This is a genomic window from Marinovum sp. E3 (assembly GCF_055755275.1).
The window spans coordinates 3,078,228-3,091,967 of sequence record NZ_CM146908.1 but is presented as its reverse complement, the minus strand read 5'-3'; the positions used below and the strand labels follow the sequence as shown (position 1 = coordinate 3,091,967).

Sequence of the window (13,740 nt, the reverse complement as noted above, 5' to 3'; positions counted from 1 at the left end):
TTAAGGCAATTTTTGGCACAGCCCCGGAGTTGCCGACCGTCACTGGACAGTCGCCAACAAAAGCCTAGTGTCGGGGGCATTCGTCGACGGAGAGATCTCATGGAAAAATTCGGCAAGAGCCAGCCCGTGACCCGGGTGGAAGATGTGCGCTTTCTCACCGGGGAGGGCCGTTATGTGGATGACATCGCCCCGGCAGACGCCCTGCATGGCGTGGTGTTCCGGTCGCCGGTGGCACATGCGAGCATCACCGAGCTGAATGTCGACGACGCGCGCGAAGCCCCCGGGGTGCAGATGGTGCTGACCCTGGCCGATCTCGAGGCGGCGGGGGTGAGGCCCGGGCTGGACGCCACCCTGGTGAAGACCATCGACGGCAGCAAGGGCGCCGCGCCGGAACGCCCGGTGCTGGCGCGCGACCGGGTGCGGTTTGTCGGTGAACCGGTGGCGATGGTCTTTGCCGAGACCCTGCAACAGGCCAGGGACGCCGCCGAGCTGATCGAGTTCGATTACGACGACCTGCCGGTCTGCCTGGGGCTCGAAGAGAGCGAGACGGCAATCCACGAGGAAGCGCCGGGCAACCTCGCCTATCACTTCGGCATGGGCGATGCCGCCGCGACCGATGCGGCCTTTGCCGCGGCCGCGCATGTGGTGTCGTTGCAGATCGACGACAACCGGGTGATCGCCAATTCGCTGGAGCCGCGCGGCTGCTACGCCGAGCCCGAGGGCGAGCGGCTGCATGTGGCGATCAACGGCCAGGGTGTCTGGGGCTTCAAGCAGACCATTGCCAAGGCGCTGGGTCTCGACCCGGAGGCGCTGCGCATCACCAATCCTGATGTCGGCGGCGGGTTCGGCATGAAGGCGCAGGATTACCCGGAATACGTGATCTGTGCCCATGCCGCCCGGGCCCTGGACCGTCCGGTGCGCTGGATGGCCGACCGCACCGAGAGCATGCTCAGCGACAACGCCGGCCGTGATCTGACCAGCCTGGCCGAGATGGCTTTTGACGACAATCACCGCATCCTGGCCTACCGTGTGACCACTCGCAACAACCTCGGGGCCTACAACTCCGGCTTTGGCCAGCCGATCCAGACCGAGCTCTTTTCCAAGGTGCTGATGGGCACCTATGACGTGCAGGCCGCCTATATGAGCGTGAAGGGCTATTTCACCAACACCGTGCAGGTCGACGCCTATCGCGGCGCTGGGCGACCGGAGGCGATCTATGTGCTCGAGCGGCTGATGGACCGGGCGGCGCGCGAGCTGGGCGTCGACGGATGGGAGTTGCGGCGGCGGAACTTTATTCCTGCGGCCAAGTTCCCTTATCGAACCGTCACAGGCGAGCTTTACGACGTGGGCGATTTCGACCGGGTGCTGTCGCATGCCGAGGCAAGCTGCGACCGGGCGGGGTTTGCCGCGCGCAAGGCCGCTTCCGAGGAGCATGGCAAATTGCGTGGCATCGGGCTCTGTTACTATATCGAAAGCATTTTGGGCGATCCTTCGGAAGGCGCCAGGGTCACCTTTGACGAGGATGGCGGCGTTTCCCTGTTTGTCGGCACCCAGTCGAACGGGCAGGGCCATGAAACCGTCTATGCCCGTTTCCTCGCCGATCAGACCGGCATCCCGATGGAACGGATCCGGGTGGTGCAGGGCGACAGTGATCTGATTGCCAAGGGCGGCGGCACCGGCGGCTCACGCTCGGTGACGGTGCAGGCCAATGTGACCCTGACGGCGGTGGCCGGAATGGTGGCCGCATTCACGCCGTTTTTGGCGGATAGCATGGGGGTCGAGGAGAGCGCAGTGCGGTTCGACAATGAGACATTCCGCGCCGAAGGGTCGAACCTGACCCCGACGATGCTGGAGGCCGCGGAGATGGCCCGCGCGGCCGGCCGCGACGACCTTTTGCGGCACGAGGCACGCGACAGGCTGCCCGGCCGGTCCTATCCCAACGGCGCCCATGTCGCCGAGGTCGAGGTCGACCCGGAAACCGGCACCGTGACGGTCGAGCGCTATACCGTCGTCGACGACTTCGGCAATCTGATCAATCCGCTGCTGGCCGAGGGGCAGGTGCATGGCGGCGTCGCCCAGGGCATCGGCCAGGCGGTCACCGAACATGTGGTGCACGACGAGGATGGCCAGCTGCTCACGGCAACTTTCATGGATTACGGCATGCCGCGTGCCGATATTCTTCCTATGTTCCGCTTCGAAACCGAACCGGTGCCATCGACCGCCAATCCCATGGGCATGAAGGGCTGTGGCGAGGCCGGAACCGTGGGCGCCATGGCGGCGATGGGCAATGCGGTGCAGGATGCCTTGTGGGATCGCGGGGTGCGGCAGGCAGACATGCCTTTCACGCCGCTGCGAGTTTGGAGTATGTTGAGGGATGCGTCTCAAACGGCTGCATAAACAGGTCACCGGCTGGCTGGCGCGCAAGCTCCGGTTCCGGCAGACCCGCACCGGTCCCCGCCGGGGACAGCGTATCCATGTGATCCTCCTCGATGGCACGATGTCGAGCCTGCGGGAAGGAACCGAAACCAACATCGGCCAGATCTACAAGCTGCTCTGCGAGGCGGCCGGCGATCTCTCGATCTATTACGAGCCGGGCGTGCAGTTCCCCGACTGGCGCGCCGCCTGGTCGGTACTGACCGGCAAGGGCATCAACAGTCAGATCCGCCGCGCCTATGGCTATCTCGCTTCGCGGTATCGCCCCGGCGACAGGATCTTCCTGCTCGGATATTCGCGCGGCGCCTTTGCCGTGCGCTCGCTGGCGGGGATGATCGACCGGGTCGGGCTGGTGACGGCGCGCCACGCGCTGGAGCGCAATGTCGCCACCGCCTATCGCCATTACCAGACCGCGCCCGACAGCGATGCGGCACTGGCCTTTCGCGCCGCCTTTTGCCATGAGGCGGCGCCGATCGAGATGGTCGGGGTTTTTGACACGGTCAAAGCGCTGGGCCTGCGGCTGCCCCTGGTCTGGCGGCTGAGCGCCGATCCGCATGCCTTCCACAACCATCACCTGGGCGACAGCGTGCGCCACGGCTTTCACGCGCTGGCCTATGACGAACGCCGCGCCGCCTATGCGCCGCTGTTGTGGGACGTGCCCGGCGACTGGTCCGGGCGGGTCGAACAGATGTGGTTTCCCGGCACCCATGGCGATGTCGGCGGTCAGATCGCCGGCTTCGAGGCGGCCCGACCGCTGGCCAACCTGCCGCTGGTCTGGATGCTGGACCGGGCCGAGGATTGCGGCTTGCCGCTGCCCGAGGGCTGGCAGGCACGTTTTCCGGCCGATGCCGAGGCGCCTTCGGTCGGCACCTGGTCGGGCTGGGGCAAGATGTTCGTGATCCGCACGCCCCGCAAGCGCATGCTCGACCCGTCCGAGCGTTTGCATCCCAGCTTGCAGGAGCGGCAGGACCACACCGGCCGGATGACCCGTCTGCTCGAGGCGACCAAGGGCATGCAGGCGCTGATGATGCGCCGGAACGGCTGACACCGCCCCCCCCTGCAATTCACGAAACGGTGAGTACGCCTTTTCTTGTCGGGATTGTTGCCTATTTGTCTTTCATGACATGCGAGGCCGGAACCCTTGCATGATTTCACTGTCCCTCGTTCCGCACTCAGCGCCCAGTATTGACTGGGCGCTTTTTTCAAGTCCGTCCGGTGGCGCGCCGGCTTTTGTCCTGCCGGGTGCGGTGATAGCGTCGCCGGCATGAGCTACAGCGACTCCTTCCTGCGCGGCATCCTGACCCGCTCCAAGACCATCGCGGTGGTGGGCGTGTCGCCCAATTCCGTCCGGCCGAGCTACTACGTGGCGCGCTATCTCAAGCTCAAGGGCTTTACCGTGATCCCGGTCAACCCGGGGCATGCCGGCAAGGAGCTGTTTGGCGAGACCGTGCGCGCCGACCTGTCGGAAGTGCCGAAAGAGGTCGACATGGTGGATGTCTTCCGCCGGTCCGAGGCGGTGCCCGCGATCGCGGAGGCGGCGCTGACCCATCTGCCGGGGCTCAGGACCTTCTGGATGCAGATCGGTGTCGAACACGCCGCGGCGGCGGCGCAGCTTGAGGCGGCCGGCGTCGATGTGGTGATGAACCGCTGCCCCAAGATCGAATATCAGCGGCTCTTCGGCGAGCTGCGAATGGGCGGTTTCTCCACCGGCATCATTTCGTCCAAGCTGTAACGCTCAGGCCAGCCGGTCGCGGATCGCCCGGTGCAGCCCCGGGTTGGCGGCCAGCACGCCGGGGCTTTGCGGGGTTTCGGTATTGAAGGTCAGGGGCGAACCGTCGGCGGCGGTCGCCAGCGCCCCGGCTTCGGTGGCGATCAGCGCCCCGGCGGCAATGTCCCAGTGCCAGGACGGCCGGATCGTCAGCATCGCGTCAAAACGGCCCTGCGCGATCAGCGCCATGCGATAGGCCAGCGACGGCCGGAACACACGCGTCACCTCTGGCGGCGTGCCGCGCCAATGGGCGGGTTGCATCGTCGGTTTCGGTGCCATCACGCTGGCCCCGGTCAGTTCGGCCCGGCACCCGGTGCGGATCGGTGCGCCGTTCAGCGTGGCCCCCTGGCCCAGCGCGGCGGCAAAGGTGCGGGCGCGGGCGGGCAGGTGGATGACGGCGGCGGTCACCGCGCCCCGGCGGGCGATGGCGATGGAATGCGCCCAGGTGCCCGAGCCTTCGATGAAGCTGCGGGTGCCGTCGATCGGATCGATGATGAAGACATGTTCGCAGCCCAGCCGCGCCCGGTCGTCCGGCGTCTCCTCGCTGAGCCAGCCATACTCCGGCCGGGCGGCGCGCAGGATGTCATGCAGCACGTCGTTGACGGCGAAATCCGCCTCGGTCACCGGGCCCTGGCCGGGCTTGTCCCAGGCCTTGGCGGTGGGGCCGGAAAAGCCCAACGCCACATCGCCTGCGGCCCTGGCGGCGCGCAGCAGCAGGGCGAGATCGGTTTCCTGGGCCTCAGGTGCCTGCAAGGGTCATGCCTTCGACCAGCAGCGACGGCACCACCCGCGACAGGTGGGGGCGGGCGTCATTCGCCGGCACGATCCGCAGCAGCATGTCGCGCAGGTTGCCGGCGATGGTCACCTCGTTGACCGCATGGGTGATCTCGCCATTCTCGACCCAGAGGCCGGAGGCCCCGCGCGAATAATCGCCGGTGTTGGGGTTGATCGTCGAGCCGATCATCGAGGTTACCAGCAAGCCGGTGCCCATGTCGGCAATCAGATCGGCCCGGCTCCTGTCGCCTTGGGTCAGGGCGATGTTCCAGTTTGACGGATGCGGCGGCGCCGAGGTGCCGCGCACCGCATTGGCGGTGCTCTCCAGCCCCAGTTTGCGGGCATTGGCCAGATCCAGTGTCCAGCCGGTGAGTGTGCCACGGTCGACGATGGCGCGGCGCTGCGTCGCCAGCCCCTCGGCATCGAAGGGGCGCGAGCCGGAAATGCGCGGCCGGTGCGGATCCTCGATCACGCTGAGCGCCTCGGGCAGCACCTGCTGGCCCAGCGCATCGCGCAGGAAGGACGAGCCGCGCGCGATGGCGGCGCCGGAAATGACCGACAGCAGATGGCCGATCAGCGAGGCCGAGATGCGTTCGTCGAACAGCACCGGATAGGTGCCGGTGGGCGGCTTGCGCGGGTTCAGCCGTTCGACTGCGCGGTCGCCGGCGGTGCGGCCGATCTCTTCGGCGCTGCGCAGGTCGGCGGCAAAGGTGCGGCTGTCGCCGTCGTAGTCGCGTTCCATCCCCAGGCCTTCGCCGGCGATGGCGACACAGGACAGCGACGATCCAGTGCGGCTGTAGCCGGCGCCGAACCCGTTGCTGGCGGCGATATGGATGTCGCGCGCCGAATAGCTGGCCGAGGCGGATTGCACCTGGGTGACCTGATCGACGGCCTGCGCCGCCGCTTCGGCCGCTTCGGCACGGGCCTGCAAGGTGGCGGGGTCGGGCTCGGCCGCCGGATCGGCCAGTTCGAGCCCCGCGGCCGAGGTGTCTCGCGCCAGCTGCGCGGGATCGGCGAGGCCGACATGCGGGTCTTCGGGGGCTTCGCGGGCCATGGCGACGGCGCGTTCGGCCATGGCGGCCAGCGTTTCGGGGCGGGTGTCCGAGGCCGAGACATTGGCCTGCCGCCGGCCCAGCAGCACCCGCAGCCCGATGTCGGTGGCCTCTGACCGCTCGGCCTGTTCCAGCGCGCCGGCGCGCACGTCGACGGTGACCGAAGTGCCCCGGATGGCGATGGCGTCGGCGGTGTCGGCGCCGGCTTTGCGGGCGGCGTCGAGCAGGGCTTGGGTCAGGTCGGACAATGGGTGCGGCATATGGGCTCTCCTTGGAGGCCACAGGTAGAGTGCGGGGGGCCGAGGTGCAAGATCCGGTGGCCAAATGCCGGTCTGCGGCCATCTGCGCGTTGAATTCCACTGCCCCGCATGGGTTAGTGGCAAAAACCGGAGATCGACCATGGCCACAGCTCTCGCGCCGCGCAAAGCCCCGCGCCAGGCCCGCAGCCGCAAGACCCGTGATGCCATCCTCGTCGCGGCGGGCGGTATCCTGGCCCGCGAGGGGCTGCGCGGGCTGACCACCAATCACGTGGCGCGGGCGGCGGGGATCTCGATCGGCTCGCTGTATCAGTATTACCCCAACAAGCAGGCGATCATCGGCGCGCTGCTGACCGAAAGCCGCGCTGCGGTTCTGGCCGGCATGGAAGCCGCAGCCGAGGAGGCGGCGGATGCGGCGCTCGACGTCGTTGTCTGTGCCATGGTGCGGGCGCGGCTGCGGCAGCTCTTCGAGCAGCCGGGCCTGACCGAAGCGCTGGAGCGGGCCGAAGCCGAATTGCCCGCCGACCAGGGGCTGGCGCGGCAACGCACCCAAGTGCAGGCGCAGGTGGTCGCGGTTCTGGCGGAACATTACGTCGACGATCCCGAGACCGTGGCGCGCGACGTGCTGGCCTTGGCCGAGGGCATGGCCCATGCCGCGGTGCGGGCCGGCGAGGCGGCGTTCGAGCCGCTGGCCCAACGGGTGGAACGCGCGGTGACAGGCTATCTGGCAGGGGTTGTGCCCGAGGCGTGAGCCGGTGCGACTTGCGGCCCCGGGGGCAATGCGCCGCCGCGATTTCTCGCAGGGGCGCCTGCCGGTGCGTTACTGAATCCGCTGGCCGTTCGCGATGACATGGCCCTGTTCATTGACTTCCAGGGTCGAGCTCAGCGTGTCGTCGCCCTGGTTCACCGCGAACATGCCCATCATCATCCGCGCGCCCATCGCCTGTTCCTCGGGCAGCAGGCCCATGGCCACCAGCTTGTCGATCAGCGCATTGGCGCCGCGCAGCTCGGCGGTCAGCGCACCTTGGGGGCGCGGCATGCCGTCAAAGGTCTGAAGGTCGGAATTGTCGAAGGTGAAGGCGCCGGTGGCGGTCAGCACCGCGCCGATGGCATCGACCACCAGCGTGTTGAGCGTCAGCTCATGCAGCTCGGCAGGCACTTCGGCCATTTCCAGCGCCTCGGCCTGGGCCGGATCGAACAGGTCGTAAAGCATCCGCACCTTGCCGGTCAGATCGATCTGCACCGTCGCCGGATCGCGCGGCAATTGGCCGGCCGGATCGAAAATGTTCCAGATCAGGTCGTTCATCTGGAAATCGCCGAGGGTGAGCCCCGCCGCGATATCCTGCGGTGCCTCGCTGCGGGCCACCGGCATCGCAAAGTTGCCGCCGAGCTCGCCGGCGCTGAGCGACACCGGGAACGGCAGATCGCCGCCCTGCACCTGTACGTCGTAGCCATTGACCAGGAAATCGAAGTTCCAGGCCTCGGGCGCGAGCGACACGCCCATGCTGCCGCCTTCGGAACTTGAGGCAAAGCTTGCCGCCTCGCCATCCTCGACGCCGTTGAACTGCGCCGAGCCGCCGGAATACGAGAAGCTGCCGTTGACATCCATCACCGCCATCACCGCCATCGGATCGTCGCTGTCCATGTCCACCGGCAGGGTGCCGGTGCCGGTGTAAGCCAGATCGGTCATGCCGCCCTGAAACAGCAGGGTGTTGTCGGTGTTGTCGGGGTCGCGCCCGGCAAAGTCATAAGACAGGGTGCCGATCTTCATCTCCTGCGCGATGTCGCGCAGCGCGCCGGTGGTCATCTGCGAGGTGCCGACCAACCCGTCGAGCAGGATCTCGCCGCGCACCACCTCGCGCGGGAGAGAGACCCCCTCGACCACCAGATCGGCCAGGGAAATCCGCGCCGAGCTTGCCGAATAGGCCCAGCCGGTGGCGCCGGGTTCACCCGAGACCGTCGCCTCGAGATCGGTTGTCTCATAAAGCAGGGTGGCCGAAATCTGCTCGTCGCCTTCGGTGATGTCGAAGGTGATGGGCATCTCGGCCGGCCAAGCCACATCGACGGCGCCATCGCCGGTGGCACTCAGGGTTAGCTCGGGCATCACCATGACGACGGTCACGTCATCCTCGGGGATCGGGATGGTGGTGGTGAGATCGGTGAGGGTGAGCACATCGCCGTCAGAGACGGTCTCGGCGGTGACGGTATAGCCATAGCCCTGCATGTAGCCGCGCAGATCGTCCCAGACCTGGGCAGGGGTGATTTCGGCGGCGGCGGTTTGCGCCAGCATCAGGGTGGCCAGCGCGGTGCCGCCGGCGAGCTTGGGATAACAGAACATGTCAAATGCGCCTTTCCATGAATTTCCGCGCCAGCTTCCCTTGGCCACAGGGCGAGGTCAAGGGGAAGGCGGGCCGCGTCGCGTCACGCCCGCGCGACTGGACCAATGCCGGGCGAGGGGCTACCAAAGACGCCGGAGCCGGACACAGGCGGAGGAAAGCATGTCGGATTTTATCAGCGGAAAATGTGTAATGATCACAGGCGCCAGCCGCGGCATCGGCGCCGCCGCCGCGCGCGAATTTGCCAAGGCTGGGGCGAATGTCGTGCTTGTCGCCCGCAGCGAGGAAAGCGTCGCAGATCTGGCCGGAGAGATCGGCGCGCAGGCGCTGGCCGTGCCCTGCGACGTCAGCCGCTACTGGGAGGTCGAGGCCGCGGTGCGCGTCTCGGTCGAGACCTTCGGCCGGCTCGACGTGGTGATCGGAAACGCCGGCGTGATCGAGCCGATCTCGCTGCTGGCGGGGTCCGATCCCGAGGGCTGGGGCCATGCGATCGATATCAATCTCAAGGGCGTCTACCACGGCATGCGGGCGGCAATGCCGGTGATGACCGGCCAGGGCGGCGGCACGATCATCACCATTTCGTCGGGCGCGGCGCATGGCCCGGTCGAGGCCTGGAGCCATTATTGCGCGTCCAAGGCCGGGGCCGCGATGCTGACCCGCTGCGCCGACAAGGAGGGCCGCGATCACGGCATCCGCGCCATGGGCCTGTCGCCCGGCACGGTGGCGACGCAGATGCAGCGCGAGATCAAGTCGAGCGGCATCAACCCGGTGAGCCGGCTCGACTGGTCCGATCACATTCCGCCGGAATGGGTCGCCACGGCGCTGATGTGGATGTGCGGGCCGGCGGGGGACGCGCATCTCGGGGAAGAGCTGTCGCTCCGGGACGAGGATTGGCGCCGGCAGCTGGGGCTTGTGGAATGATCGACCTGGCCCGCGAGGGCGGGCTCTGGCGGGTGACGATCAACCGGCCGGACAAGGCCAATTCGCTGACCCCTGAGATGCTCGAACGGCTGGTCGAGATCGCGGCGGCGGCACAGGAGGCGCGCGTGCTGGTGCTGACCGGCGCCGGCAAGGTGTTCTCCGCCGGGGCGGATCTCGACGCCGCCCGGGCCGGGCTCGCCACCTCGGAGGTCTGGGAGCGGCTGTCGGCGGCAATCGCGGCCCTGCCGGGGCTGACCATCGCGGCGCTCAACGGCACGCTGGCCGGCGGCGCCTTCGGCATGGCGCTGGCCTGCGATCTGCGAATCGCGGTGCCGGAAGCGAAATTCTTCTATCCGGTGATGAAGCTGGGCTACCTGCCGCAGCCCTCCGATCCGGCGCGCCTGGCGGCGTTGGTCGGGCCGGCGCGGGCCAAGCTGGTGCTGATGGGCGGGGCCAGGCTCTCGGCGGAGGAGGCCCTGCGTTTCGGGCTGGTCGACCGGCTGGTGCCGAGTGACGGGCTGCATGAGGCGGTGCGCGACCTGGCAGTGGACACGCTAGCGGCCAGCCCCGAGGTGGCGCGCGGGATCAAGGCGCTCTGCCGCGCCTGATAAGCCCCGAAGCCTGTCTGGCGCGATCGGGCGAGAGGTCCCGGATCAGGTCCGGGACGGGGCTGCGGGTGGCCTCGCGTCCCGGCCCCGCGCCGGGGCCTCGTGGTGGGGATGCCGCACCTGGCATCGGGCACAAAAAAGCCCGGCGACCCGCAGGGGCCGCCAGGCTGGAAGTGCTGTCCCGGGTCAGGCCCGGGACGGGATCGCGATCACTCGATGATCTTGGAGACGACGCCCGAGCCCACGGTGCGGCCGCCTTCACGGATGGCGAAGCGCAGGCCTTCTTCCATCGCGATCGGGGCGATCAGCTCCACGGTGAACTTCAGGTTGTCGCCCGGCATCACCATCTCGGTGCCCGAGGGCAGCTCCACGGTGCCGGTCACGTCGGTGGTCCGGAAGTAGAACTGCGGGCGGTAGTTGGCAAAGAACGGCGTGTGACGGCCACCTTCGTCCTTGGTCAGGATGTAGCTTTCCGCCTCGAACTTGGTGTGCGGCTTGACCGAACCCGGCTTGCAGAGAACCTGGCCACGCTCGACGCCCTCACGGTCGACACCGCGCAGCAGCGCGCCGATGTTGTCGCCGGCTTCACCGCGATCGAGCAGCTTGCGGAACATCTCGACACCGGTGCAGGTGGTCTTCTTGGTGTCGCGGATGCCGACGATCTCGATCTCGTCGCCAACGTTGATCACGCCACGCTCGACACGGCCGGTCACAACCGTACCGCGGCCGGAGATCGAGAACACGTCCTCGATCGGCATCAGGAAGTCCTGGTCGACGGCACGGGCCGGCTGCGGGATGTATTCATCCACGGCCGCCATCAGTTCCTTGATCTTCTCTTCGCCGATTTCCGGGTTGTTGCCTTCCATCGCCGCCAGCGCCGAGCCGGCGATGATCGGAATGTCGTCGCCCGGGAAATCGTACTCGGAGAGCAGTTCGCGGACTTCCATTTCCACCAGCTCGAGCAGCTCCTCGTCGTCGACCTGGTCGACCTTGTTGAGGAACACGACCATCGCGGGGATGCCGACCTGACGGCCGAGCAGGATGTGCTCGCGGGTCTGCGGCATCGGGCCGTCGGCCGCGTTCACCACCAGGATCGCGCCGTCCATCTGGGCGGCACCGGTGATCATGTTCTTGACGTAGTCGGCGTGGCCGGGGCAGTCGACGTGGGCGTAGTGACGCGCCTCGGTCTCGTATTCCACGTGGGCGGTCGAGATGGTGATGCCGCGGGCTTTTTCTTCCGGCGCGCCGTCGATCTGGTCATAGGCCCTGAAGTCACCGAAGTACTTGGTGATCGCCGCGGTCAGCGTCGTCTTGCCGTGGTCAACATGGCCGATGGTGCCAATGTTGCAGTGCGGTTTGGAACGCTCAAACTTTTCCTTTGCCATGTCTTCTGGCGCCTCGTGGTCTGGGGGGCCGGACTTGGCCCGTTGCTACATCGCGGGCGAGATATTGGCTTTGAAGAGGAAAATCAAGCGTCAGTTGACCGGTTCGGCCGCCTTGTTGGTGTTCTTGCCGTCTTCGGCTTTTTCGACCCGCGCCTCGGGGGTAAACCAGCCGTGGCGCTTCTGTTGCACTCCCAGCCAGACCTCGAGCTGCTTGGTGCCCTTGATCACCAGGTTCTCCATCTGCTGTTCGGCGGTCTGGGTCAGGCCCGAGCCCGCCACCGTCTCGGCGCTGATCGCCTCGAGCACGGTGATCTCATGCGGCTCCTCGTTCAGCTTGATGCCCTTTTCGTCGTCCCAGACGGTGACGCGAAAGATCAGGACCGATTTCGGTTGCAGCACCAGCGGCACGCCGACCTGGGCCAGCACGTAGCCCTCGACCGAGATGCCGAAGTGATAGAGCTTCTTGTCGGTGCCCTCGTAGCGGCGGAACCGGTCCTCGACCGCCGCGTCCATCGCTGCGATCCATTGCTCCTTGCTGGCCTCGCGCGAGAGCGGCCCCTTGACCAGATTGGGCGCGACGACGATCGAATGCCCCAGCTTGAAATCGCCCAGCGGCGCCGGGGCTTCGTCGAGATCGCGGCCATCGCCACAGGAGACAAGAGCGACAAGGGCGAGGAGGGCAATCAGGGCGCGCATCGGGCAGTGGTCCTTGGTTGGATCGTGCAGGCCATTACCTAGCCCAGTGGACAAGGTGGCGCAATTGCACGCGGCCGCCAGCCGCCTATATCTTGTAGGCAAGGGAGAGAGCGCCATGCCGGACACCACACTGCCGCCGCGCCTGCCGGTGCATGTGCCACTGGGCACACGCCCGCTCGGGCTGTTGGCGAGCCTTTCGGCCGCGCGGCGCAACCTGTTGAGCATCATACCGAAAATTGCCACGACCCAGCCGATGGTCTCGGGCAGGACCGGGGCGCGCTGGCACATGGTGATGGATCCGGATGCGATCCGCGCGATGCTGCTCGAGCGGCTCGACGATTACCCCAAGTCGCTGGTGACCAAGAACCTCCTGCGTCCGGCGATCGGCGAATCCCTGTTCATTGCCGAGGGGGCGCATTGGCGCTGGCAGCGCCGCGCCGCGGCGCCGGTGTTTTCCCATCGCAACGTGATGAACCTGGCGCCGATCATGTCGGCGGCGGCGGAACGCTGCTGCGCCCGCATTGCCGCCGCCGGGCCCCGGGCGGTGAACCTGCACGACGAGATGGTGACAACCACCTTCGACGTGATCTCGGATGTCACTTTCTCCGGCGACAGCGTGTTCGACAAATCCGGTGTGCACCGGGCGATTGACGATTACATCGCCGCGGCGGGCAAGATCTCCCTGTTTGACATGCTGGGCTTTCCCGACTGGGTGCCGCGCCCCGGGCGCCTGCTCTCGGGCAATGCGGTGCGGCAGATGAAAAGCGTCGCCGACAGCGCGATCGATGCCCGCGCGGCGCGCGGCCATGACGGCGTGCCCGACCTGCTTGACCTGCTGCTGGCCGGCGAGGACCCCGAGACCAAACGTCGGATGTCGGTGGCCGAGCTGCGCGACAACCTGCTGACCTTCATTGTTGCCGGCCATGAGACCACGGCGCTGGCGCTGTCCTGGTCGCTCTATCTCTGCGCCTTCGACCAGGAGGTGCAGGAACGCGCCCGTGCCGAGGCACAATCCCTGCTTCAGGGCCGCGCGGCGGGGGGCGAGGATGTGGCAGAGCTGCCCTATATCCGGCAGATCGTCGACGAGGCGATGCGGCTATATCCGCCGGCCGGGATCATCTCGCGCACCGCGCGGAAAGCCGACACGCTCTGCGGCCGCGAGGTGCGGCCGGGGGATACCGTGATGGTGCCGATCTATGCGCTGCACCGCAACGCCTTGCTGTGGCAGGAGCCGGACGCGTTTCGCCCCGAGCGCTTTGCCGATCGCAAGGCGGTGCCGCGATATGCCTATCTGCCGTTCGGCGACGGTCCGCGGATCTGCATCGGCGCCAGTTTCGCCATCCAGGAAGCGGTGATCATCCTTGCGACCCTGCTGTCGCGGTTCCGGTTCACGCTGGTCGACGGGCGCACCCCGGAGCCGGTGATGATCATCACCCTGCGGCCCGAGGGCGGCGTGTGGTTGGAGGCGGAGGCGGTTTAGGGGTTAGTGCGGGCCGGGATATGCGGCGGG

The 13,740-nt window shown here is 67.3% G+C and carries 12 protein-coding genes; 7 read left to right on the top strand and 5 right to left on the bottom strand.

What is annotated here, in order from left to right; translation table 11 throughout:
- Positions 1–99 precede the first annotated feature (99 nt).
- The 3 genes from AC0J5K_RS15170 (at position 100) to AC0J5K_RS15160 (ending at position 4,165) form a co-directional block, all read left to right on the top strand.
- Complete coding sequence (locus tag AC0J5K_RS15170; RefSeq protein ID WP_274565347.1) at positions 100–2,397, top strand: xanthine dehydrogenase family protein molybdopterin-binding subunit; 2,298 nt, start codon at positions 100–102, stop codon at positions 2,395–2,397.
- Entirely contained in the window at positions 2,375–3,478 is a 1,104-nt protein-coding gene (locus tag AC0J5K_RS15165) for a DUF2235 domain-containing protein (RefSeq protein ID WP_274565348.1), read from the top strand. Before AC0J5K_RS15170 ends, AC0J5K_RS15165 begins: the two co-directional genes overlap by 23 nt.
- 219 nt (positions 3,479–3,697) lie before the next feature.
- On the top strand, positions 3,698–4,165 hold the full coding sequence (locus AC0J5K_RS15160) for a CoA-binding protein (RefSeq protein WP_274565349.1): 468 nt from the start codon (positions 3,698–3,700) through the stop codon (positions 4,163–4,165).
- A 3-nt stretch (positions 4,166–4,168) separates the two neighbouring features.
- Here AC0J5K_RS15160 and AC0J5K_RS15155 read toward each other — a convergent pair whose 3' ends face one another.
- Positions 4,169–4,954, bottom strand: a complete 786-nt coding sequence (locus AC0J5K_RS15155; RefSeq protein ID WP_048533171.1) for an inositol monophosphatase family protein — start codon at positions 4,952–4,954, stop codon at positions 4,169–4,171.
- Positions 4,941–6,287: a TldD/PmbA family protein gene (locus tag AC0J5K_RS15150; RefSeq protein WP_274565350.1), complete on the bottom strand. Its 1,347-nt coding sequence runs from the start codon at positions 6,285–6,287 to the stop codon at positions 4,941–4,943. Before AC0J5K_RS15150 ends, AC0J5K_RS15155 begins: the two co-directional genes overlap by 14 nt.
- A 139-nt stretch (positions 6,288–6,426) precedes the next feature.
- Here AC0J5K_RS15150 and AC0J5K_RS15145 point away from each other — a divergent pair, with 139 nt between their 5' ends.
- Entirely contained in the window at positions 6,427–7,035 is a 609-nt protein-coding gene (locus tag AC0J5K_RS15145) for a TetR/AcrR family transcriptional regulator (RefSeq protein WP_274565351.1), read from the top strand.
- 69 nt (positions 7,036–7,104) lie between these two features.
- Here AC0J5K_RS15145 and AC0J5K_RS15140 read toward each other — a convergent pair whose 3' ends face one another.
- Entirely contained in the window at positions 7,105–8,622 is a 1,518-nt protein-coding gene (locus AC0J5K_RS15140) for a DUF2125 domain-containing protein (protein WP_274565352.1), read from the bottom strand.
- Positions 8,623–8,812: 190 nt separating this feature from the next.
- On the opposite strand from AC0J5K_RS15140, the gene AC0J5K_RS15135 reads away from it, so the two are divergent.
- Both AC0J5K_RS15135 and AC0J5K_RS15130 read left to right on the top strand, forming a co-directional pair.
- Positions 8,813–9,541: an SDR family oxidoreductase gene (locus tag AC0J5K_RS15135; RefSeq protein WP_371398812.1), complete on the top strand. Its 729-nt coding sequence runs from the start codon at positions 8,813–8,815 to the stop codon at positions 9,539–9,541.
- A complete protein-coding gene (locus AC0J5K_RS15130) occupies positions 9,538–10,149 on the top strand; it encodes an enoyl-CoA hydratase/isomerase family protein (RefSeq protein ID WP_048533165.1) in 612 nt (203 codons plus the stop codon). Before AC0J5K_RS15135 ends, AC0J5K_RS15130 begins: the two co-directional genes overlap by 4 nt.
- A gap of 209 nt (positions 10,150–10,358) precedes the next feature.
- Here the strand turns inward: AC0J5K_RS15130 and tuf are convergent, their stop codons facing one another.
- Positions 10,359–11,534: an elongation factor Tu gene (gene tuf, locus AC0J5K_RS15125; protein WP_074835899.1), complete on the bottom strand. Its 1,176-nt coding sequence runs from the start codon at positions 11,532–11,534 to the stop codon at positions 10,359–10,361.
- A gap of 90 nt (positions 11,535–11,624) precedes the next feature.
- Positions 11,625–12,230 carry a hypothetical protein gene (locus tag AC0J5K_RS15120; RefSeq protein WP_274564246.1) on the bottom strand — a complete coding sequence of 202 codons (606 nt, stop codon included), beginning with the start codon at positions 12,228–12,230 and terminating at the stop codon, positions 11,625–11,627.
- A gap of 115 nt (positions 12,231–12,345) precedes the next feature.
- On the opposite strand from AC0J5K_RS15120, the gene AC0J5K_RS15115 reads away from it, so the two are divergent.
- Positions 12,346–13,710 carry a cytochrome P450 gene (locus tag AC0J5K_RS15115; RefSeq protein WP_274564248.1) on the top strand — a complete coding sequence of 455 codons (1,365 nt, stop codon included), beginning with the start codon at positions 12,346–12,348 and terminating at the stop codon, positions 13,708–13,710.
- Positions 13,711–13,740 lie beyond the last annotated feature (30 nt).

Coding starts and splice junctions, on each gene's coding strand:
- AC0J5K_RS15160 (WP_274565349.1), top strand. CDS start 3,698: ATGAGCTACAGCGACTCCTTCCTGCGCGGCATCCTGACCCGCTCCAAG.
- AC0J5K_RS15115 (WP_274564248.1), top strand. CDS start 12,346: ATGCCGGACACCACACTGCCGCCGCGCCTGCCGGTGCATGTGCCACTG.
- AC0J5K_RS15165 (WP_274565348.1), top strand. CDS start 2,375: ATGCGTCTCAAACGGCTGCATAAACAGGTCACCGGCTGGCTGGCGCGC.
- AC0J5K_RS15140 (WP_274565352.1), bottom strand. CDS start 8,622: ATGTTCTGTTATCCCAAGCTCGCCGGCGGCACCGCGCTGGCCACCCTG.
- tuf (WP_074835899.1), bottom strand. CDS start 11,534: ATGGCAAAGGAAAAGTTTGAGCGTTCCAAACCGCACTGCAACATTGGC.
- AC0J5K_RS15145 (WP_274565351.1), top strand. CDS start 6,427: ATGGCCACAGCTCTCGCGCCGCGCAAAGCCCCGCGCCAGGCCCGCAGC.
- AC0J5K_RS15150 (WP_274565350.1), bottom strand. CDS start 6,287: ATGCCGCACCCATTGTCCGACCTGACCCAAGCCCTGCTCGACGCCGCC.
- AC0J5K_RS15130 (WP_048533165.1), top strand. CDS start 9,538: ATGATCGACCTGGCCCGCGAGGGCGGGCTCTGGCGGGTGACGATCAAC.
- AC0J5K_RS15170 (WP_274565347.1), top strand. CDS start 100: ATGGAAAAATTCGGCAAGAGCCAGCCCGTGACCCGGGTGGAAGATGTG.
- AC0J5K_RS15135 (WP_371398812.1), top strand. CDS start 8,813: ATGATCACAGGCGCCAGCCGCGGCATCGGCGCCGCCGCCGCGCGCGAA.
- AC0J5K_RS15120 (WP_274564246.1), bottom strand. CDS start 12,230: ATGCGCGCCCTGATTGCCCTCCTCGCCCTTGTCGCTCTTGTCTCCTGT.